At 72.0% G+C, this 20,017-nt stretch carries 18 protein-coding genes; 2 read left to right on the plus strand and 16 right to left on the minus strand.

Annotated features, from left to right (window positions below; translation table 11 throughout):
- Window positions 1-32: 32 nt before the first annotated feature.
- The 15 genes from gltB to fmt form a co-directional block, all read right to left on the minus strand.
- Window positions 33-4,637, minus strand: a complete 4,605-nt coding sequence (gltB, locus tag DEI98_RS08630; protein WP_375334811.1) for a glutamate synthase large subunit — start codon at window positions 4,635-4,637, stop codon at window positions 33-35.
- Between the two features lie 223 nt (window positions 4,638-4,860).
- Window positions 4,861-5,847: a prolipoprotein diacylglyceryl transferase gene (lgt, locus tag DEI98_RS08635; protein ID WP_071244753.1), complete on the minus strand. Its 987-nt coding sequence runs from the start codon at window positions 5,845-5,847 to the stop codon at window positions 4,861-4,863.
- Window positions 5,848-5,943: 96 nt separating this feature from the next.
- Complete coding sequence (gene trpA / locus DEI98_RS08640) at window positions 5,944-6,738, minus strand: tryptophan synthase subunit alpha (protein ID WP_111100507.1); 795 nt, start codon at window positions 6,736-6,738, stop codon at window positions 5,944-5,946.
- A complete protein-coding gene (gene trpB, locus DEI98_RS08645) occupies window positions 6,735-7,949 on the minus strand; it encodes a tryptophan synthase subunit beta (RefSeq protein WP_071244754.1) in 1,215 nt (404 codons plus the stop codon). Before trpB ends, trpA begins: the two co-directional genes overlap by 4 nt.
- Before the next feature lie 100 nt (window positions 7,950-8,049).
- Complete coding sequence (gene trpC, locus DEI98_RS08650) at window positions 8,050-8,835, minus strand: indole-3-glycerol phosphate synthase TrpC (protein WP_071403979.1); 786 nt, start codon at window positions 8,833-8,835, stop codon at window positions 8,050-8,052.
- A 19-nt stretch (window positions 8,836-8,854) separates the two neighbouring features.
- Window positions 8,855-9,094: an HGxxPAAW family protein gene (locus DEI98_RS18640; protein ID WP_017887200.1), complete on the minus strand. Its 240-nt coding sequence runs from the start codon at window positions 9,092-9,094 to the stop codon at window positions 8,855-8,857.
- Complete coding sequence (locus DEI98_RS08660; RefSeq protein ID WP_110864562.1) at window positions 9,091-9,789, minus strand: Trp biosynthesis-associated membrane protein; 699 nt, start codon at window positions 9,787-9,789, stop codon at window positions 9,091-9,093. Before DEI98_RS08660 ends, DEI98_RS18640 begins: the two co-directional genes overlap by 4 nt.
- Window positions 9,786-11,330, minus strand: a complete 1,545-nt coding sequence (locus tag DEI98_RS08665) for an anthranilate synthase component I (protein WP_111100508.1) — start codon at window positions 11,328-11,330, stop codon at window positions 9,786-9,788. The genes DEI98_RS08660 and DEI98_RS08665 overlap by 4 nt, the downstream gene beginning before the upstream one ends.
- Window positions 11,327-11,725, minus strand: a complete 399-nt coding sequence (gene hisI / locus DEI98_RS08670) for a phosphoribosyl-AMP cyclohydrolase (protein ID WP_110864563.1) — start codon at window positions 11,723-11,725, stop codon at window positions 11,327-11,329. The genes DEI98_RS08665 and hisI overlap by 4 nt, the downstream gene beginning before the upstream one ends.
- Before the next feature lie 25 nt (window positions 11,726-11,750).
- Window positions 11,751-12,506, minus strand: a complete 756-nt coding sequence (gene hisF, locus DEI98_RS08675) for an imidazole glycerol phosphate synthase subunit HisF (RefSeq protein ID WP_232536485.1) — start codon at window positions 12,504-12,506, stop codon at window positions 11,751-11,753.
- 11 nt (window positions 12,507-12,517) lie between these two features.
- Window positions 12,518-13,357 carry an ATP phosphoribosyltransferase gene (hisG, locus tag DEI98_RS08680; RefSeq protein WP_071403725.1) on the minus strand — a complete coding sequence of 280 codons (840 nt, stop codon included), beginning with the start codon at window positions 13,355-13,357 and terminating at the stop codon, window positions 12,518-12,520.
- 58 nt (window positions 13,358-13,415) lie between these two features.
- Window positions 13,416-13,679 carry a phosphoribosyl-ATP diphosphatase gene (locus DEI98_RS08685; protein ID WP_027465728.1) on the minus strand — a complete coding sequence of 88 codons (264 nt, stop codon included), beginning with the start codon at window positions 13,677-13,679 and terminating at the stop codon, window positions 13,416-13,418.
- Between the two features lie 101 nt (window positions 13,680-13,780).
- Window positions 13,781-14,440, minus strand: a complete 660-nt coding sequence (gene rpe, locus DEI98_RS08690) for a ribulose-phosphate 3-epimerase (RefSeq protein ID WP_110864565.1) — start codon at window positions 14,438-14,440, stop codon at window positions 13,781-13,783.
- A 35-nt stretch (window positions 14,441-14,475) separates the two neighbouring features.
- Window positions 14,476-15,981, minus strand: a complete 1,506-nt coding sequence (locus tag DEI98_RS08695; RefSeq protein ID WP_111100537.1) for an RsmB/NOP family class I SAM-dependent RNA methyltransferase — start codon at window positions 15,979-15,981, stop codon at window positions 14,476-14,478.
- A 59-nt stretch (window positions 15,982-16,040) separates the two neighbouring features.
- Window positions 16,041-16,976: a methionyl-tRNA formyltransferase gene (fmt, locus tag DEI98_RS08700; protein ID WP_111100509.1), complete on the minus strand. Its 936-nt coding sequence runs from the start codon at window positions 16,974-16,976 to the stop codon at window positions 16,041-16,043.
- A gap of 134 nt (window positions 16,977-17,110) precedes the next feature.
- Here fmt and DEI98_RS08705 point away from each other — a divergent pair, with 134 nt between their 5' ends.
- Both DEI98_RS08705 and DEI98_RS08710 read left to right on the plus strand, forming a co-directional pair.
- A complete protein-coding gene (locus DEI98_RS08705) occupies window positions 17,111-17,440 on the plus strand; it encodes a hypothetical protein (protein WP_111100510.1) in 330 nt (109 codons plus the stop codon).
- A gap of 14 nt (window positions 17,441-17,454) precedes the next feature.
- Window positions 17,455-17,910, plus strand: a complete 456-nt coding sequence (locus DEI98_RS08710) for a DUF4383 domain-containing protein (RefSeq protein WP_071403720.1) — start codon at window positions 17,455-17,457, stop codon at window positions 17,908-17,910.
- A gap of 123 nt (window positions 17,911-18,033) precedes the next feature.
- On the opposite strand, the gene DEI98_RS08715 is transcribed toward DEI98_RS08710, so the two are convergent.
- The gene (locus DEI98_RS08715; protein ID WP_111100511.1) at window positions 18,034-20,016 is read right to left on the minus strand and encodes a primosomal protein N'; all 1,983 of its coding nucleotides are present in this window, start codon (window positions 20,014-20,016) and stop codon (window positions 18,034-18,036) included.
- Window position 20,017 lies beyond the last annotated feature (1 nt).

The following is a 20,017-nucleotide window of genomic DNA, read 5'->3' on the forward strand; positions in this document are numbered from 1 at the left end:
CGGGCACTGCCTGTTCCGGACGTGCGTGACGCTCAGCCACCGGTCACCTCCATGATCCTGTTCCAAACGATGTCACCGTCGGGGTCGAGCCCCTCGTCGACGGCCTGTCTGCGCGTCTCGAGCACCGCCGCGTAGTCGCGCGGCAGCACCTTGACGAAGTCGCTCAGGTCTCCGGACGCCAGCAGGTCGGACGCGAGCGTCGACCCCGTCTCGTCGGCGTGCCGGGTGAGCAGGTCGGTGACGATCTCGACGTCGGCGCTGTCGAGCGCCTCGAGCCGGAGTTCACCGGACGCCAGTGCGTCGGTGTTCACGTGTTCCTGGCACAGGCCTCGGACGTACGCCGTCCCACCGGACATGCCGGCGCCGAGGTTCCGGCCGGTCTCGCCGAGGATGAGCGCGAGCCCGCCCGTCATGTACTCGAGCGCGTGGTCGCCCACGCCCTCGACGACGGCCGTGGCACCGGAGTTCCGCACCAGGAAGCGCTCGCCCACGATGCCGCGGATGAACATGCTGCCCTGGGTGGCGCCGTACCCGATGACGTTGCCGGCGATGACGTTCTCGGCCGGGTCGAAGCCCGAACCGGCGTCGGGACGGACGACGATCTGGCCGCCGGAGAGCCCCTTGCCGACGTAGTCGTTGCTGTCGCCGATGAGCCGCAGCGTGATGCCTGCCGGCAGGAACGCACCGAGCGACTGCCCGGCGGAACCGCGCAGCGTCACGTCGATCGATCCGTTCGGCAGGCCGTGCTCGCCGTGCCGCAGGGTCACCTGGTGGCCGAGCATGGTGCCGACGGCGCGCTCGGTGTTGCGGATGGGCAGGTCGAGCGCGATCGAACCGCCGTGGTCGAGCACGTCCGCGGTCTGCTGGATGAGCTGCACGTCGAAGTGCTGGTCCAGTTCGTGGTCCTGCTCGCGGTGGTGGCGGCGCGGTTCGGCGTCGTCGAAGTGCGGTCCCTTGAGCACCGGCGCGAGGTCGAGGCCCGACGCCTTCCAGTGCTCGACGGCACGGTCGACGTCGAGCGCGTCGGACTGCCCGATGGCCTCGTCGAGGCTGCGGAAGCCGAGCTCGGCGAGGAGCTCGCGGACCTCTTGTGCGATGAACTCGAAGAAGTTCACGACGAACTCGGGCTTGCCGGAGAACCGCTTGCGGAGCTCGGGGTTCTGCGTGGCGACGCCGACCGGGCAGGTGTCCAGGTGGCAGACGCGCATCAGGATGCAGCCCTCGACCACGAGCGGGGCGGTCGCGAAGCCGTACTCCTCGGCCCCGAGCAACGCGGCCACGACGACGTCGCGTCCGGTCTTCATCTGCCCGTCCACCTGCACGACGACGCGGTCACGCATGCCGTTCAGCATGAGCGTCTGCTGGGTCTCGGCCAGGCCGATCTCCCACGGGGTGCCGGCGTGCTTGAGCGAGTTGAGCGGGCTCGCGCCGGTGCCGCCGTCGTGGCCGGACACGAGCACGACGTCGGCCAGGGCCTTCGTCACGCCGGCCGCGACCGCACCGATGCCGGACTGGCTCACGAGCTTCACGTGGACGCGGGCGGCCGGGTTGGCGCGCTTGACGTCGAAGATCAGCTGCTTGAGGTCCTCGATGGAGTAGATGTCGTGGTGCGGCGGCGGCGAGATGAGGCCGACGCCCGCGGTGGCATGCCGGGTGCGGGCCACCCACGGGTAGACCTTGGCCGGGGGCAGCTGACCGCCCTCGCCGGGCTTCGCGCCCTGCGCCATCTTGAGCTGGATGTCGGTGGCGTGCGTGAGGTACATGCTCGTCACGCCGAACCGGCCGGAGGCGACCTGCTTGATCGCGCTGCGGCGCTCGGGGTCGAGCAGGCGGTCGACGTCCTCGCCGCCCTCACCCGTGTTCGAACGGCCACCAAGTCGGTTCATCGCGATGGCGAGCGTCTCGTGAGCTTCCTTCGAGATGGACCCGTAGGACATCGCACCGGTGTTGAACCGCTTGACGATCGACTCGATCGACTCGACCTCGTCGAGCGCGATGGGCTTCCGAGCGCCCTGCTTGAACCGGAACAGCCCGCGGAGCGTCATGAGCTGCTCGGACTGGTCGTCCACGGCGCTCGAGTACTCGCGGAAGATGTCGTAGCGGCGGGCACGGGTGGCGTGCTGCAGGCGGAACACCGTGTCCGGGTTGAACAGGTGCGGCGGGCCCTGACGGCGCCACTGGTACTCGCCACCGATCTGCAGTCGCTCGTGCGAGAGCACCGCGCCGTCCTGCGGGTACGCCTGGGCGTGCCGCTCGGCGTTCTCCTTGGCGATGACGTCGATGTCGACGCCACCCAGGATCGACGAGGTGCCCGTGAAGTACTTGTCGACGAACTCCTGGCTGAGCCCGACGGCCTCGAACGCCTGCGCACCGGCGTAGCTGGACACCGTGGAGATGCCCATCTTCGACATGATCTTCAGCACGCCCTTGCCGAGCGCCTTGATGACGTTCTTGACGGCCTGCTCCGGGGTGATCCCGGGGATCATGCCGGCGCGGACCAGGTTCTCGCAGGTCTCCATCGCCAGGTACGGGTTGATCGCCGAGGCGCCGTACCCGATGAGGGTCGCCACGTGGTGGACCTCGCGCACGTCGCCGGCTTCGACGATCAGCCCGACCTTCATGCGCTGCTCGGTGCGGATCAGGTGGTGGTGGACCGCGGCGAGGAGCAGGAGGCTCGGCACCGGTGCCTGCTCGGAGTTGCCGTCGCGGTCGGACAGCACGATGAACTGCTTGCCGGACTCGATCGCGGCGTCGACCTCGTCGCACACGGCGGCGATGCGCTTCTGCATCGCCTTCTTGCCGGCGTCGACGCGGTACAGGCCCTTGATCGTGACGGTCAGGTGGCGACCCGACTCGGTCTCGAAGTGCTGGACCTTGGCGAGCTGGTCGTTGTCGATCACCGGGAAGTCGAGCGTGATCTGCTTCGCGTGCTCGGGACCGGCGGAGAGCAGGTTGCGCTCCGGACCGAGTCCCATCCCCATCGAGGTGATGACCTGCTCGCGGATCGAGTCGAGCGGCGGGTTGGTCACCTGCGCGAACTGCTGCGTGAAGTAGTCGAAGAGCAGGCGTGGACGCTCCGACAGCACGGCGATCGGGGTGTCCGAGCCCATCGCGCCCAGGGGTTCGGCACCCGCTGCCGCCATCGGGCGCAGCAGGATCCGGACTTCTTCCTCGGTGTACCCGAACGCGCGCTGACGACGGGTGACCGACGCCGGGGTGTGCACGATGTGCTCGCGCTCCGGCAGGTCGTTGAGGTTGATGCGTCCGGCTTCGAGCCAGTCGCCCCACGGACCCGAGGCGGCGAGCTCGCGCTTGACCTCGTCGTCCTCGATGATGCGGCCGGCCTCGGTGTCCACCAGGAACATCCGGCCCGGACGCAGACGGCCCTTGCGCACGACCTTGGCGGCCGGCACGTCGATGACCCCGGTCTCGGAGCCCATCACGATGAGGCCGTCGTCGGTGACCAGGAAGCGTCCGGGGCGCAGGCCGTTGCGGTCGAGGGTGGCGCCGACGAGCGAGCCGTCGGTGAAGGTGATCGCGGCGGGGCCGTCCCACGGCTCCATGAGCATCGAGTGGTACTCGTAGAACGCGCGGAGGTCCGGGTCCATCCCGACCTGGTTCTCCCACGCCTCGGGCACCATCATCGACACGGCGTGCGGCAGGGTCCGGCCGGTCAGGGTCAGCAGCTCGAGGACCTCGTCGAACGAGGCCGAGTCGCTCGCCCCCGGGCTCACGATGGGCAGCAGCGGGGCCATGTCGCCGAGCAGTTCGCTCTCGAGCTGCGACTGGCGGGCGCGCATCCAGTTGCGGTTGCCGCGCACGGTGTTGATCTCACCGTTGTGGGCGATCGTCCGGAACGGCTGCGCGAGCGGCCACGACGGGAACGTGTTGGTGGAGTAGCGCGAGTGCACGATCGCGAGCTTCGACGCGAAGCGCTCGTCGCTGAGGTCCGGGTAGAACGGCTCGAGCTGGAGCGTCGTGACCATGCCCTTGTAGACCATGGTGCGGCTCGACAGCGACATGAAGTACAGGTCGTTGTCGTGCTCGGCCCGCTTGCGGAGGCGGAAGGCCTGACGGTCCAGCGCGATGCCGCTCCACGAGGCACCGTGCACGTCGTGCCGGATGGAGGCGACGAAGAGCTGCTCGAACGCCGGCATCGCGGCACGGGCCAGCGTGCCGAGGACCTCCGGACGCACCGGGACCTCGCGCCACCCGAGGACCTTCAGGCCCTCTTCGCGGGCGAGCCGCTCGACGGCGCCCTTCACCGCGTGGCGGGCGTCGTCGTCCAGGGGCAGGTAGGCGGTGCCGACGGCGTACTCCCCCGCTGCCGGCAGCTCGAACGGCACGACGGCCCGCAGGAACTCGTCGGGCACCTGGCACAGGATGCCCGCGCCGTCACCGGTGCCAGCGTCGGACCCCACGGCACCGCGGTGCTCGAGATTCCGGAGCGCACCGAGGGCCGCGTCGACGATGTCGTGCCCGGGCGTGCCGCGCAGGGTCGCGACCATCGCGAGACCGCAGGCGTCCTTCTCGTTCGCCGGGTCGTACATGCCCGTCGCGTCCGGGATCGCGGAGAAGCGGCGGTGCGGCGGCACGAGGCTCGTCGGTGCCGAGGGCTGGGTTGGCTGGAGCGCCATGGGGAACCGTCCTCACGAGGAAGTGGAACAGGGACAGCGGTGGCCCGGTGGTGCGTTCCGCCCGAGCGGGCGGGACTGGTGCCCGTGCCCGCCGTCAGTGAGTTGCCCTGCCGGCCGGCGAGGTTGCTGGGCCCCGCTTGTGGCGGGGACCGTCTGGTGCTGCTGCTGCTGGTGTGCTGCACGTGACCGGTGGTCGTCGGGAGCGGGTGCTCCCACCACGGGATCAGCGAGTGGTCGTGACCGGTTCGTCGCTCGTGACGCCGTCTGCTGCGTCGTCATCGTGCTCCGAGAAGGTGTCCTCGGAGTCTACAACGGAGGTCGGACGGGGCCCGCGACCCGGCAGGTACGGGCTCGGCTCCTTGCCGGTGTGGCGACGGCTCTGCACCACGAAGATCAGGATGCCTATCACGACCGCGGCGAGGGCCACCCACACGTTGGTGCGGACGCCGAAGAAGGTCTCGCTCGTGTCGACGCGGATGGACTCGAGCACCGAGCGCCCGGCGCCGTACCAGATCAGGTACAGGCCGAGGACCTTGCCCCACTGCAGCGTGAACTTGCGCGCCAGGAAGAGGATGACGACCACACCGAGGACGTTCCAGATGATCTCGTACAGGAAGGTCGGGTGGAACAGCGTGCCCTCGGGCAGGCCCTTCGGGAACGCAGCGTTGCTCGAGTCGATCTCGAGGCCCCAGGGCAGGCTCGTCGGCATGCCGAAGAGCTCCTGGTTGAAGTAGTTGCCCAGGCGACCGAAGGCCTGTGCGAGCAGGACGCCCGGCACGACCGCGTCGATGAACGACGTGAACCGCAGGCCCACCTGACGGCAGCCGATCCACGCACCGACCGACCCGAGGATGAGCGCCCCGAAGATGGCGAGCCCGCCCTCCCAGATGTACAGGAAGGACAGCGGGTCGATGCCGGGGCCGAAGTAGTCGGACACGTGGGTGAACACGTGGAAGAGACGACCGCCGATGATGCCAGCGGGCACGGCCCAGATCGCGATGTCGATGATGATCCAGCGCTCGACGCCACGGGCGTTGAGTCGTCGGTTCGCCAGGACGACCGCGGCGACGATCCCGATCAGGATGCAGATCGCGTACGCGTGGATGCGGAAGTCGAGGGGCAGCGACCAGCCGAACGCGTCGCGCAGCCAGGCGGTCAGGTCGAAGTACTGCCAGGCGGTGCTCGGGCTCGGGATGCTCAGGAGGGGCATGGAGGTGCTGTCGCCTTTCGGAACTGACGGGGCGCGGTCGACGTGGCGTCGGCCTCGCTCACTGTAGCGCGGCTCGCGAGCCGGACAGGAACTGGACTAGCGGCGGCGGGCGCCGGTGGCGAGGTCGGCGGCACGGTCGGCCACACCCTGCACACCGAGGTCGGCCAGCGCACGGACGAACGCGGACCCGACGATGGCACCGTCGGCGTACTCGAGGACCTCACCGACCTGCTCGGCCGTCGAGATCCCGAGACCGACGCAGGTGCGCTCGACCCCGGCGTCGCGCAGACGCGACACCACCGTGCGTGCGGCGACGTCGACGCCGACCCGGGCACCGGTCACACCCATCGTCGAGACGGCGTACACGAACCCACGGCTGGCCTCGACCGCCTGGCGCATGCGCTCGTCCGACGAGGACGGCGCGGCGAGGAAGACCCGGTCGAGCCCGGTCCGTTCCGAGGCCTCGGTCCACGCGGAGGCCTCGTCGGGGATGAGGTCGGGCGTGATGAGGCCGGCGGCACCGGCGGCGACGAGGTCGTCGGCGAAGCGGTCCACGCCGTAGCGCAGCACCGGGTTCCAGTAGGTCATGACGAGGACCGGCACGTCGGCCCGTTCGGTGATCTGCTGCACGGCGTCGAAGACCTGTGCGACCCGGAAGCCGTTCGCCAGGCTCTCCTCGGCTGCCCGCTGGATCACGGGGCCGTCCATCACGGGGTCGGAGTACGGCAGACCGAACTCGATGACGTCCACGCCGTTCTCGGCGAGGGCGACGGCGGCGTCGACGCTGGTCTGCAGGTTCGGGTACCCGGCGGGCAGGTAGCCGACGACGGCTCCGGCGCGCTCGGCGTTGGCGGTGTCGATCGTCGTGGCGACGGTCCGGTTCGTGGTCACAGCTGCACCGCGTTCTCGTCGAGGATGCCGAAGTAGCGACTGGCGGACGCGACGTCCTTGTCGCCCCGGCCGGACAGGTTCACGAGCACGACGCCCTCGGGGCCGAGCTCCTTGCCGAGCTTCATGGCACCGGCGAGGGCGTGGGACGACTCGATCGCCGGGATGATGCCCTCGGTCTGGCTCAGCAGGCGGAACGCCTCCATCGCCTCGGTGTCGGTGATCGGCTGGTACTTCGCGCGGCCGATCGACGCCAGGTACGCGTGCTCCGGTCCGACGCTCGGGTAGTCGAGTCCGGCGGAGATGCTGTGGCTCTCGATCGTCTGGCCGTCCTCGTCCTGCATCAGGTACGACTTCGCGCCCTGCAGGACGCCCTCGCGACCGAGCGTGATGCTCGCCGCGTGCCGACCGGTCTCGACGCCGTCGCCGCCGGCCTCGAAGCCGTGCAGCGCGACGGACTCGTCGTCGAGGAACGCCTCGAAGATGCCCATCGCGTTCGATCCGCCGCCGACGCAGGCCGCGACGGCGTCCGGCAGGCGCCCGACGCGGTCGAGGACCTGCTGGCGCGCTTCCTCGCCGATGACCTTGTGGAACTCGCGCACCATCTCGGGGAACGGGTGCGGACCGGCGACCGTGCCGAGCAGGTAGTGCGTCGACTCGACGTTGGCGACCCAGTCGCGCAGGGCGTCGTTGATGGCGTCCTTCAGGGTGCGCGAACCGGTCTCGACGGGGATCACCTCCGCGCCGAGCAGGCGCATCCGCGCCACGTTGAGGGCCTGTCGCTCGGTGTCCACGGCGCCCATGTAGACGACGCACTCCATGCCGAACAGGGCTGCGGCGGTCGCGGTCGCGACGCCGTGCTGGCCGGCACCGGTCTCCGCGATCAGGCGGGTCTTGCCGAGCCGACGGGCGACGAGGGCCTGGCCGAGGACGTTGTTGATCTTGTGGGACCCGGTGTGGTTCAGGTCCTCGCGCTTCAGGATGACCCGGGCACCACCGGCGTGCTTCGCGAACCGCGGCACCTCGGTGATGATCGAGGGGCGCCCGGTGTAGTCGCGCTGCAGCTCGTCGAGCTCCGCACGGAACGCCGGGTCCGCCCAGGCCTGGCGGAAGGCGGCCTCGAGCTCGTCGAGCGCGAGGACGAGGGACTCGGGGACGAAGCGTCCGCCGAAGTCACCGAAGTAGGGGCCGTGCAGGTCGCGGAGTGAGGTCACGATGTGTCTCCCGGGACGAGTCCGACGCGGCTGGTCGGCCGCGTCGGACGGGTGGAACGTGCGGCCGCGGTCGGCGGCCTCGATACGTGGGCGGAGCCGGTCAGGCCCGGTCGGCGGCGTCGACGAACGACGCCAGGGTCGCGGCGGGGTCGTCACCCGTCACGAGCGCTTCGCCGACCAGCACGACGTCGGCGCCGGCCGCCCGGTAGTGGGCGACGTCGGCCGGACCGGAGACCGCGGACTCGGCGACCCGCACGACCCCGGTGGGGATGCGGTCGGCGAGCGACCCGAACAGGTCGCGGTCGAGCGAGAAGTCGGTGAGGTCGCGGGCGTTGACGCCGAGGATGCGAGCACCGGCGTCGAGGCCACGCGTGACCTCGTCACCGGAGTGCGCCTCGACCAGCACGCGCATGCCGAGTTCTTCGGCCAGGGTGTGCAGCTCGACCAGGCGGGCCTGCTCGAGCGCCGCCACGATGAGCAGCACGACGTCGGCTCCGGACGCCCGGGCCTCGATCACCTGGTACGGGTCCGCGATGAAGTCCTTGCGGAGCACGGGGACCCCGACGCGGGCCTTCACGGCCTCGAGGTCGGCGAGGCTGCCGAGGAACTTGCGGCCCTCGGTCAGGACGCTGATCGTCGAGGCCCCGCCACGCTCGTAGTCGGCGGCGAGGGCAGCCGGGTCGGCGATCGCGGCCATCGACCCGCGGGACGGGCTGGCGCGCTTGACCTCGGCGATGATCTTCACCCGGTCGCCCGGGCTGAGGAACGCGAGGGCGTCGAGCGGCGACGCCACCCGGTCGAGGTCGCGTTCGACGTCCGAGTACGGACGGTCGACACGACGGGCGGCGGCGTCCTCGAGCGCGCCCGCGACGAGGGTCTCGAGCACGTTCGGCATCGGGAGACCCCTACTCGCCGTGGTGCTTAGGGACGAACTTCGGACCGTCGACGCCGTAGCCGGCCTTCTTCATCACGCCACCGACGATGAGGCCGATGAGGACGACGCCAGCGGAGGCCCAGACGCCCCACGGCTGGTCGAACCAGAAGAACAGCGTGCCTGCCGCGAATCCGATCAACATGATCACGACGGCGGTCCAGGCGGCCGGCGAGTGGCCTTCGCCGAGTTCTGCGGGCTCAGTGTTGCTCACGGTGCTCCTCGTTCTGCTCCGGCGTCGTCGGTCGAGCGACGCCCTGTCGATCCTACCGTGTCGTCACTCGGCGCCCCCGCGCCCGCGCCGTCGGCGGTGGTCGGGTCCACGCCCGCGCTCAGGTCGTCCCAGTCGACGACCGCGTCGCGCTGGACGGGAGCTGCTGCACGTGCTGCTGCGGCGGCTCCGGCGGTGGCGGCAGCGTACTTCCGGCTCGGGCCGGGCCAGGCGCGCTGGACCACGATGACGACCACGCCGAGCAGCACGGCGAGCACGCCACCCGCGATCCCGACGGCGGGCCACGGGCTCACGGAGACGCTCGACACGACACCGCGGACGGCACCGAGGTCACTGACCCCGGCGACCTCGCCGACGGCACCGCGTGCAGCGGCGATCGGGTCGCCGAGGGCGGTGATGCCGCTGACGACCACGCCGAGGCCGAGCAGGATCTCGACGGCGGCGAGCACGATGCGCAGCACCCGCCCCGCGATGGTCATCGCCAGGAAGAGCGCGAGGCTCGCGATCGCCAGCGCGGTGTACTGCGGCACGACCGCCGCCCCGTCGGCCGCGACCGTCGAGGTGACGGCGGCGCCGGCGTGCAGGCGGACGGTGAACCAGGTCTGGGTCCAGGCGAGCATGATGACGCCGGCGACCAGGAGCCCGGCGACGACGACGATCGGACGCGAGCGCTTCACGAGCGGACCTCGCGCATCCGGTTGGCGGTGGCGACGGCACGCAGCGGGGCGGCGGCCTTGTTGACCGCCTCGACGTGCTCGGTCTCCGGATCGGAGTCCGCGACGAGTCCGGCACCGGCCTGCACGCGGGCCACGCCGTCCTTGATCAGGGCGGTCCGGATCGCGATCGCCAGGTCGGCGTCACCCGCGAAGTCGAAGTACCCGACGACACCGGCGTACGCACCGCGCTTCGCCGGCTCGAGCTCGTCGATGATCTCGAGCGCACGCGGCTTCGGCGCGCCCGAGAGCGTGCCGGCCGGGAACGTCGCCCGGAACACGTCGATCGCCGAGGCGTCGGGGCGCACCCGCCCCTCGACGCTCGACACCAGGTGCATGATGTGGCTGAACCGCTCGACGGTCATGAACTCGGTGACGCTGACGGTGCCCGGCTCGCACACCTTCTGCAGGTCGTTGCGTGCGAGGTCGACGAGCATCAGGTGCTCGGCGCGCTCCTTCGGGTCGCCGAGCAGGTCCTCGCCGAGGTGGACGTCCGCTTCCGGGGTCGCACCGCGCGGGCGGGACCCGGCGATCGGGTGCGTGATGGCGCGGTCGCCCTGCACCTTGACCAGCGCCTCTGGCGATGCGCCGACGATCCAGAACCGCTCGTCGGCGGTGTCCGCGAGGGCGAGGAAGTACATGTACGGGCTCGGGTTCAGCGTCCGGAGCACCCGGTAGACGTCGAGCGGGTCGGCCGTGACCTCGTGGTCGAACCGCTGCGAGATGACGACCTGGAACACGTCACCGTCGCGGATGAAGCCCTTCGAGCGCTCGACGGCCGCCATGTAGTCGGCCGGACTCGTGCGGTGGGTGGGGGTCGGCTCGGCGATCTCGAAGGCCTCGGCCACGGTCGCGACGCTCGGCTGCACCAGGTCGCCCTGCATGCGGTCGAGGCGCTGCTGCGCATCCGCCCAGAGCGTGTCCGCGTCGTCGGTGCCGTCGTTCAGCACGCTCGCGACGAGCAGCACGAGACCGGTGCGGTGGTCGAGCGCGGCGAGTTCGGAGACGAAGGACAGCGCCTGTCCGGGGACGTCGAAGTCGGCCGGCGGCACGTTCGGCAGGTGCTCGAGCTGCCGCACGGCCTCCCACCCGATGAAGCCGACGGTGCCGCCGACGAGCGGCGGCGAGCCGGGCACACGGGGCGTCGCCCAGCGCTCGTGCAACCGCGCCAGGACCTCGAGCGGGGCGCCGTCGAGCGACCCGACGGCGCGCTCGGCGTCGATGCCGGTGTCGATCCAGGCCGCGCGGTCGCCGTCCTGGGTCAGGACGCCGAAGCTCCGCACGCCGACGAACGACCAGCGCGACCACAGGCCGCCCTGGCCGGCGGACTCGAGCAGGAAGGACCCGGGGCGGCCGTCGGCGAGCTTGCGGTAGACGCCGACCGGCGTCTCGCTGTCGCCGTACAGCGCGCGGACGACCGGCAGGACACGGTGGTCGCCGAGCAGGCCGTCGAACTCCGGTCGGGTGGTCGTGTGCGGGGTCTCGGAGATCGTCGCGGTGGTCATCGGGTCGGCTCCACGGCCGTGTCCGCCGGGGCGGACATGGTCACGGGCGCGAGCGGGTCGACGTCGAAGCACCGGTGCGCACCGGTGTGGCACGCAGCCCCGACCTGCTGCACCGTGACGAGGAGCGTGTCGTCGTCGCAGTCCAGCGCGGCACCGCGGACGTACTGGGCGTGTCCCGACGTGTCGCCCTTCCGCCAGTACTCGTTCCGCGACCGCGACCAGAAGGTCACACGGCCTTCGGTGAGGGTGCGGCGGAGGGCTTCCCGGTCCATGTAGCCGAGCATGAGGACGTCCTTCGACGATTCCTCCTGCACGATGGCGGGGAGCAGGCCGTCCGCACCGAAGTGTGCGCGGTCGAGGACCGCCTCGGTGTCGGTGCTGGTGCTGTCGGTCATGAGGCTCCTAGCCTACGGCGGCGGATCAGCGGACGGCGTGGCCGGTCGCGCGGAGCGCGGCCTTGACGTCCCCCACGGTCATCTCGCCACGGTGGAAGACGCTGGCGGCGAGGACTGCATCGGCACCCGCGTCGACGGCCGGGGCGAAGTGCTCGACGCGACCCGCGCCTCCCGAGGCGATCACCGGGACCGACGAGACGGCGCGCACCGCGGCCACGAGTTCGAGGTCGAACCCGTTCTTCGTGCCGTCGGCGTCGATGGAGTTGACGAGCAGCTCCCCCGCGCCCCGCTCGACGGCCTCGCGTGCCCACGCGATGGCGTCGAGGTCGGACTCGGTCCGCCCGCCGTGGGTGGTGACCACGAAGCCCGAGGGCATCCGGTCGGACCGCTTGACGTCGAGCGACAACACGACGGCCTGGGCACCGAACCGGTCGGCGATCTCGCCGATGAGCTCGTGCCGGGCGATCGCTGCGCTGTTCACGCCGATCTTGTCTGCGCCGCACTGCTGCAGCCGCGAGACGTCGTCCACACTGCGCACCCCGCCGCCGACGGTGAGCGGGATGAAGACCTGCTCGGCCGTCCGGGTCACGGTGTCGTACATCGTCGCCCGGTTCTCGACCGTGGCGCCGACGTCGAGGAAGGTCAGCTCGTCGGCACCCTGCTCGTAGTACCGAGCCGCGAGTTCGACGGGGTCACCGGCGTCCTGCAGGTCGAGGAAGTTCACGCCCTTGACGACGCGCCCTCCCTTGACGTCGAGGCACGGGATGACCCGGACCGACACGCCACCGGGGGTCACAGGCGTGCGGCGTGGATCGGGCTGACGAGGATCGCCCGGGCGCCGAGGTCGTAGAGCGCGTCCATGATGAGGTTCGCGTCGTCGCGCGGGATCATCACGCGGACCGCGGCCCAGTCGCGGTCGTGCAGCGGCGACACGGTGGGCGACTCGATGCCGGACGCCACCGCCGTCGCCTGCTCGAGCAGGGCCGTGGGGACGTCGTAGTCGAGCATCACGTAGCCACGGGCGACGAGGACGCCCTGCAGGCGTCGGCGCAGGACGTCGATACCCGGGATGGTCTCGTCGGTGGAGACGAGCACCGCGGTCGACTCGAGGATCACCGGGCCGAAGATCTCGAGGCCCGCCTGCCGGAGCGTGCTGCCCGTCGACACGACGTCGGCCACGGCGTCGGCGACCCCGAGCCGCACGGCGCTCTCGACCGCGCCGTCGAGCTTCACGAGCGTGGAGCTGACCCCGTGCTCGGCGAGGAAGGCCCCGACCAGGCCGGGGTAGCTCGTGGCGACCCGGACGCCGTCGAGGTCCTGCAGCGAGCCGAACCGACCGGGCGTGCCGGCGAACCGGAAGGTGGAGTCGGCGAAGCCGAGCGCGTCGACCTCGTGCGCCTCGGACCCGGAGTCGAGCAGCAGGTCGCGGCCGGTGATGCCGACGTCGAGCGCGCCGGACCCCACGTACGTGGCGATGTCCCGCGGGCGGAGGAAGAAGAACTCGACGCCGTTGCGCTCGTCGAGCAGGTGCAGCGCCTTCGGGTCGCGGCGGCCGGCGTACCCGGCCTCCCGCAGCATGTCGGACGCGGTCTCGGACAGGGAGCCCTTGTTGGGCACGGCGATGCGGAGCATCAGTGGGTCTGCTTTCTGTGGGGTCGTCGGCGGTCGTCGGTGCGCCGGGCGGCGCTTCCTACAGATGTCGCCAGACGTCCGCCGGGGTGAGCCCCTTGGCGACCATGAGGACCTGGAGGTGGTAGATCAGCTGGGAGATCTCCTCCGAGGTGCGCTCGTCGCCCTCGTACTCGGCCGCCATCCAGACCTCGGCGGCTTCTTCCACGATCTTCTTGCCGATCTGGTGCACGCCGGCGTCCAGTTCGGCGACGGTGCCGGAGCCCTCGGGGCGCGTACGCGCCTTCTCGGTGAGCTCCTGGAACAGGTCGTCGAACGTCTTCACGGGGTCCAGGCTACCGGTCTCCGCCGACGCTGCCGACGCACCGTCCGGACGGGAGGCAGTGGTCGCCTCGGTGACGCCGGTGCGCTCCGGCGCTCCCCAGGTCACGAGCGAGCCCGAGCGGCGGCCTCGCGCAGGTCGGCGATGCGCGCAGCGGGTTCGCCGCCGTACACCGCGGAGCCCGCGACCAGCGTGTCAGCGCCGCTCCGCACGGCCTCGGGCACGGTGTCCACGGCGATCCCGCCGTCCACCTCGAGCCACACGTCGAGCCCGGAGGCGTCGACGGCGGCGCGGGCGTCGGCGAGCTTCGGCATCACGGACGGCATGAAGGACTGGCCGCCGAACCCGGGCTCGACCGTCATCAGCAGGATCATGTCGTAGGCGTCGAGGTGGTGCAGCACCTGCGTGATCGGGGTACCGGGCTTCACGGCGACGGCGGCCCGGGCACCGTTCGACCGGATCGCGGCGGCGGTCGCCACCGGGTCGTCGGCTGCCTCGAAGTGGAACGTGACGCTCGACGCACCCGTCTCGGCGTACTTCGGCGCGTTGCGGTCGGCGTCGGTGATCATCAGGTGCACGTCGAGCGGCACCGGCGACACCTGCTGCAGGCGCTGCACGATCGGCAGCCCGAGCGTCAGGTTCGGGACGAAGTGGTTGTCCATCACGTCGACGTGCACCAGGTCAGCGGTCTCGATGCGCTGGAGTTCGCGCTCGAGGTTCGCGAAGTCGGCGGACAGGATGCTCGGCGAGATGCGGATCGTCACCGGGCAAGCCTACCGGCGTGCCGTGGGCCGGGGCCTCAGTCGACGCGACGGAACAGCGCGATGAACATCGCGTCCGTCCCGATGCGGTGCGGCCACAGCTGCGCCGTGGCGCCGTCCGCGATCTCGGGGTCGCGTGCGGCGACACCCCGGACGATCGCGGCGGTGTCGAGCTGCTCGAGCCGGTCGCCGTGCCGCCCCATCAGCGCGTCAACCTGCCCGCGGGTCTCGGCCAGGTGCGGCGAGCACGTCACGTATGCCAGGGTCCCACCCGGTGCGAGCACCCGGACGGCGGCGTCGAGCAGTTCGGTCTGCAGGCCAGCGAGCTCCTCGACGTCCTCGGGGAGCTTCCGCCAGCGTGCCTCCGGTCGGCGACGCAGCGCGCCGAGCCCGGTGCACGGGGCGTCGAGCAGGATGCGGTCGAAGGTCATCCCGGTGCCGTCGCGTCCGTACCGACGGGCGTCGCCCTCGACGACCCGCACGTGGTCACCGAACACGCCGAGGGCGTTCCGCACGAGGCCGGCGCGGGCGGGCACGAGCTCGTTGGCGACCAGGGTCGCCCCGCCCTGCTGCGCCTCGGCGGCGAGCAACGCGGCCTTGCCGCCGGGCCCGGCGCACATGTCGAGCCACCGCTCCCCCGCACGCACGTCCGACGAGCGGCTCAGCGCCAGCGCGGCGAGCTGCGACCCCTCGTCCTGCACGCGCAGGCGTCCGGCGGCGACGCCCGGCACGCGCGCCGGGTCGCCGCTGATGCCGCGGATGCCGACGGGCGACACCGGCGCGGCGTCCGCCTGCACGACGGGCTCGTCGGCCCGGACGGGAGGCACGGTGCCGGTCACGCCGTCGGCCTCCGGTTCGTCGTCCGCGGGCACCAGGGCCGCGGGCACGTCGTCCGCACCGGTCGCGTCGGCGAACGCGGCGTCGGTGTCGTCGTCCGGAGCGGTGCGGGCGGTCGCCGTGGCGATGTCTTCGTCGGTGGCGAGTCCGGGCAGGGCCGCGAGCTGCACCCGGGGTGCGGCGTTGTCGGCGGCGAGCAGGGCGGCGAGCTCGTCGCGGGAGCGTTCGGCGGCCAGGGCGTCGCGGAGCGCCGAGACGACCCAGACGGGGTGCGACCAGCGGGTGGCGAGCAGGGCGTCCCCGGCGCGGCCCTCGGTGATCAGGGCGTCCCACTCCTGGTCGGTTCGGGCGGCGATCTTGCGCATCACGGCGTTCACGAACCCGGTCGCGCGGCGGGCACCGACCTCGCGGGCGAGCTCGACCGTGGCGTCGACGGCGGCGTGCGTCGGCGTGCGCATGGCGAGCAGCTGGTGCGCACCGAGACGCATCACGTCGAGGACGTCCGCCTCGATGTTCTCGGCCCGACGACCGGATGCCAGCGCGATGATCACGTCGTAGCGGCCGAGCATCCGGATCGACCCGTAGGTGAGCTCGGTCGCGAACCCGGCGTCGCGGGCGGTGAGCCCGGCGCGGCGGATGCGCGTCGGCAGCAGCAGGTTCGCGTAGGCGTCGTCGACCTGCACGGCGCGGAGCACGTCGAACGCCACGCGGCGGGCACTCGCCGGACGCGGGCCGCGGCGGGCACCCTGGGGCTTCGTCTGGGGGCTCATGCGAGGACCTTCCCGTCCAGTTCGCCGAGGCCACGGGCCCAGGCGGCGGCGTCCATCGCCTTCTTGCCCGCCGGCTGCACCTCGAGCAGCACGAGCGGGGTGTCGGCGGTCCCGACCAGCAGCCGGCCGCCGTGGAGTGCGAGCGCACCGGGCGCGAGCGACGGGGCGGGGTCCTGCGTGCCTCCTGGCTGGAGCGTGCTGCGGAGCAGCTTCAGGCGGGTCTCGCCCAGGTGGGCGTACGCGCCGGGCTCGGGCGTGACCCCGCGCAGCCGCGCGTGCACGGCGGCGGCGGGCGCGGCGAAGTCGATGCGGCCGTCGTCGATCGTGAGCTTCGGGGCGAGCGTGGGCTCGCCGGACTGCTCGGTCGCGACGGCGGTGCCGGCGGCGATGGCGTCCACGACGTCCGCCACCACGTCGGCGCCGACCTCGGCCATCGCCGCGAGGACCTCGCCCGAGGTCGCCTCGGGGTCGATCTCGAAGGGCAGGGCGGCGTAGACCGGGCCGGCGTCCAGCGACTCGACCAGCTGGAAGACGGTGGCGGCGGTCCGGGTGTCGCCGGCCATCACCGCACGCTGCACGGGAGCCGCACCGCGGTACGCCGGCAGGTCGGAGAAGTGCAGGTTGATCCAGCCGTGCCGCGGGGCGTCGAGGGCCGGACGGCGGAGCAGTGCGCCGTAGGCGACGATCACGCCGAGGTCGACGTCGAGGTCCGCGATCCGGGCGGTGACGGCGTCGTCGACGCGCGAGGCCTCGATGACCGGCAGTCCGAGCTCCGCGGCGACGACGGCCACCGGGGTCGGGGTGAGGACACGCTTCCGGCCCTGCGGGGTGGCCGGCCGCGTGAGCACCGCGACGATCTCGTGGTCGGACGCCGCCAGACGGCGGAGGGTGGGGACGGCCGCAGCGGGGCTGCCGGCGACGACGAGACGCATGGGTTCGATCCTCCCACGCCGACGGGCCCACCCGACCCCGACCGCCTGTCCGGAGCACGCGGTGCTCGGCACTGCCTGTGCACCAGCAGAGCGTGGGCTGCGTACGTTCTGGCGGTATCGACGGAAGGAGCACCATGACCGACCGAGACCTGCCCATCCCGGACTTCGACCACGTCCCGCTCGGCAACCTGACGGAGCACCTGACGGCCCTCGACCGCGAGCAGCTCGAGATGCTGCTCGACCACGAGAACGCCCACGGCGCACGGTTGCCGGTGCTGGAGCGGATCCGTCACCGGATCGAGGCCCTGGACGGCGGTGCGGAGCCGACCGGTTCCGTTCCGGAGCGCCTCCCCGAGACGTCTGCGGGGGCTTCGGCACCAGCGGACGTCACGCCGGCCACCGCCGGTCCGACGATCAACCCGCCGTCCCACGGCGTGCCCACCAACCCCGCGCAACCGCGCTGAGATCAGGAGACACCATGAGCGACGTCACCACCGCCACCAACCGCTACGCCGGTTCGTCCGTCCAGAAGGCCGCCCTCGTGGTCGGCATCGTGTTCCTGCTCGTCGGGATCGCCGGGTTCGTCCCCGGCATCACGACCGGCGACCTGGCCGGGGCCGGACACGAGTCGATGGGCATGCTGCTCGGCATCTTCCAGGTGTCCGTGCTGCACAACATCGTGCACCTGCTGTTCGGCGTCGTCGGACTGCTCGCCGCCAACCGTGCCTCCGGTTCGCGGATGTACCTGGTGATCGGCGGGATCGTCTACTTCGTGCTGTGGATCTACGGCCTGTTCACCGCCGGCCACAGCTCGGGTGCGAACTTCGTCCCGCTGAACAACGCCGACAACTGGCTGCACCTCGTGCTCGCCATCGGCATGGTCGCCCTCGGCGTCGTGCTGCCGCGCGAGCGTCGTCGGCCCGCCAACGCCTGACCCGCCAGCACCAGCCGGTCGCCACCCGGCGGCAGACCCCGAACGACACCGCCGACGTCCCACGACGTCGGCGGTGTCGTTCTGCGTCGTGGAGCGCCCGGGCCCACACGGACCCGGGCACGGTCAGACCTCGGAGAACGGTTCCGCGTCGTCCAACCGCACCCGCAGCGTCGGAGCGGCCCGTCGTCGGTTGCCGCCCTTGAGCACCCGCCGGGTCGACGAGCGCCGGATCACCTCGGCCTTGAGCGTCGCGGCGACCTCGGCCCCGTGCGCGTACGGGAACCGCACGATGGCCCGGACCGTGCCCGGCAACGTGTCGTCCTCGACCGGGACCGGGCCGAGCACCGGACCGACGACAGCGTCGCCGAGGGCCTCGACCGCAGCGGTGACGGCCTCGTCGGTGCCGGTCATCGTCGCCACCCGCACCGCCGGCGGGAAGTGGAGTTCGCGGCGGTCGGTGAGCTCGTCGTGCGCGGGACCGTCGAGCCGCCACAGGGCCATCGCCGACGCCAGCCGACCGCCGATCCCGACCAGGTACACCTCGGCACCGGGGGCCGACTTCGCGGCGGCGTTCGTCCAGAAGCGCAGCACGTCCTCCTGCACCCGCAGCCCTTCGCGGGCGAGCATCTTCTCGCCGTCGAGCAGCAGCACGCAGGCGTACCCGCCCGGCGCCGACGGCTCGGCCCCACGGGTGGCGACGACGACCGATGGCTTGGCGGGAACCTCGTCGAGCGGACGGGATCCGTCCGCGACGATGATCCGGGTGCCGGGGAACGCCCGCCCGAGCTCCTCCGCGGTGCGCTGGGCCCCCTGGCCGACCGGCTTCACGGTGCCGTTGCCGCACGTCGGGCAGCGGAACCCGACGGCCAGGGCACCGCAGAACCGGCACTGGGGTGTGGCGCCGCGGTGCGGGCTGCCGAGCGGCCCGCCGCAGACCCGGCAGTGCGCGCGTTCGCCGCATTCGGCGCAGACCAGCCCCGTACCGAAGCCCGGGCTCGCGACCTGCACCAGGACGGCACCGTGCTGGCTGGCCTCGCGCGCGGCACGCCAGGCGGAACTCGGGATGCGCGCCTGTGCGGCGAACCCCTCGGCCCCGGTCTGCTGCACGGTGGGGATGACCTTCGGCGTCTTCACGCGGTAGGGCACGACGTCCTGCAGCCAGTGCAGCTCCACCAGCCGTTGCACGTCGGTGCTGCGCGCGTGTGAGACGAACAGCAGCGCGGCCCCGGACTGGGCGGCCCGCACCAGGGCCACGTCACGCGTGTGCACGTAGGGGGCCCGCTGCTCGATGAACGAGGCGTCGCCGTCGTCCCACATCGCGATCAGGCCGAGCTCCGTCGCCGGCGCGTACATCGCCGTACGGTTGCCGATCGCGACCACCGGGTGCGTGCGGGCCTGCAGCAGGGCCTTCGCGCGCTGCCCGTTCGTCTGTTTGGCGTCGAACCGCACCACCCGTTCCGGCGGCAGCACGGCGAGCAGGGCGCGCTCGAGGTCGATGACGTCGCGGAAGTCCGGCACGGCGATCACCGCGGACTGCTCGGCCGCCACCGTGTGTGCGGCGGCCTGGGCGAGCGTCGCGGCCCACCCCGGGACCCAGACCGGTGCGTCCGCGTCACCCACCGCCACGGGCTGGGGCACGGCGGCGACCGCGGCGCGCCCGTGCTCCGTCACCACGGCCTCCAGGACGCCGTCGGCGTAGCCGGTGACGGGCGGGGCGGTCACCGGCGGCGGCGACCACGCGGTGTCACGGGCGAGCCAGGCCTTCTCGGCGCGCACCTGCCGCGGTGGCACGGCCAGGCGCAGGACGTCCGAGGCGACACCCGCGGCGCGGTCGGCGACGGCGCGCGCGAGGGTCCAGATCTCCGGCGCCAGCACGGGCACCGGGGACAGCACGGCCTCGATCTGGCTGAGCTCACCGGGGTACTCACCCTCGGTGACGATCTCGACCACGTAGCCGTCGGACATCCGGGCCCCGGTGCGCAGCGGCACCTTGACGCGGACGCCCGCGACGCAGTCGTCCTCGAGCTCGGCCGGCACCCGGTAGTCGAACAGACGGTCCAACTGCGGGAGCGGCGAGTCGAGGACGACGCGCGCGACGGTGGTCACG

It is taken from the genome of Curtobacterium sp. MCLR17_034 (genome assembly GCF_003234485.1).
Lineage (GTDB): Bacteria > Actinomycetota > Actinomycetes > Actinomycetales > Microbacteriaceae > Curtobacterium > Curtobacterium flaccumfaciens.

What these genes read in the sequence shown, in the direction of transcription:
- gltB (WP_375334811.1), bottom strand. Translation starts at nt 4,637, where the DNA reads ATGGCGCTCCAGCCAACCCAGCCCTCGGCACCGACGAGCCTCGTGCCG.
- lgt (WP_071244753.1), bottom strand. Translation starts at nt 5,847, where the DNA reads ATGCCCCTCCTGAGCATCCCGAGCCCGAGCACCGCCTGGCAGTACTTC.
- DEI98_RS08665 (WP_111100508.1), bottom strand. Translation starts at nt 11,330, where the DNA reads ATGACCACCGCGACGATCTCCGAGACCCCGCACACGACCACCCGACCG.
- hisI (WP_110864563.1), bottom strand. Translation starts at nt 11,725, where the DNA reads ATGACCGACAGCACCAGCACCGACACCGAGGCGGTCCTCGACCGCGCA.
- hisG (WP_071403725.1), bottom strand. Translation starts at nt 13,357, where the DNA reads ATGCTCCGCATCGCCGTGCCCAACAAGGGCTCCCTGTCCGAGACCGCG.
- fmt (WP_111100509.1), bottom strand. Translation starts at nt 16,976, where the DNA reads ATGCGTCTCGTCGTCGCCGGCAGCCCCGCTGCGGCCGTCCCCACCCTC.
- DEI98_RS08705 (WP_111100510.1), top strand. Translation starts at nt 17,111, where the DNA reads ATGACCGACCGAGACCTGCCCATCCCGGACTTCGACCACGTCCCGCTC.
- DEI98_RS08710 (WP_071403720.1), top strand. Translation starts at nt 17,455, where the DNA reads ATGAGCGACGTCACCACCGCCACCAACCGCTACGCCGGTTCGTCCGTC.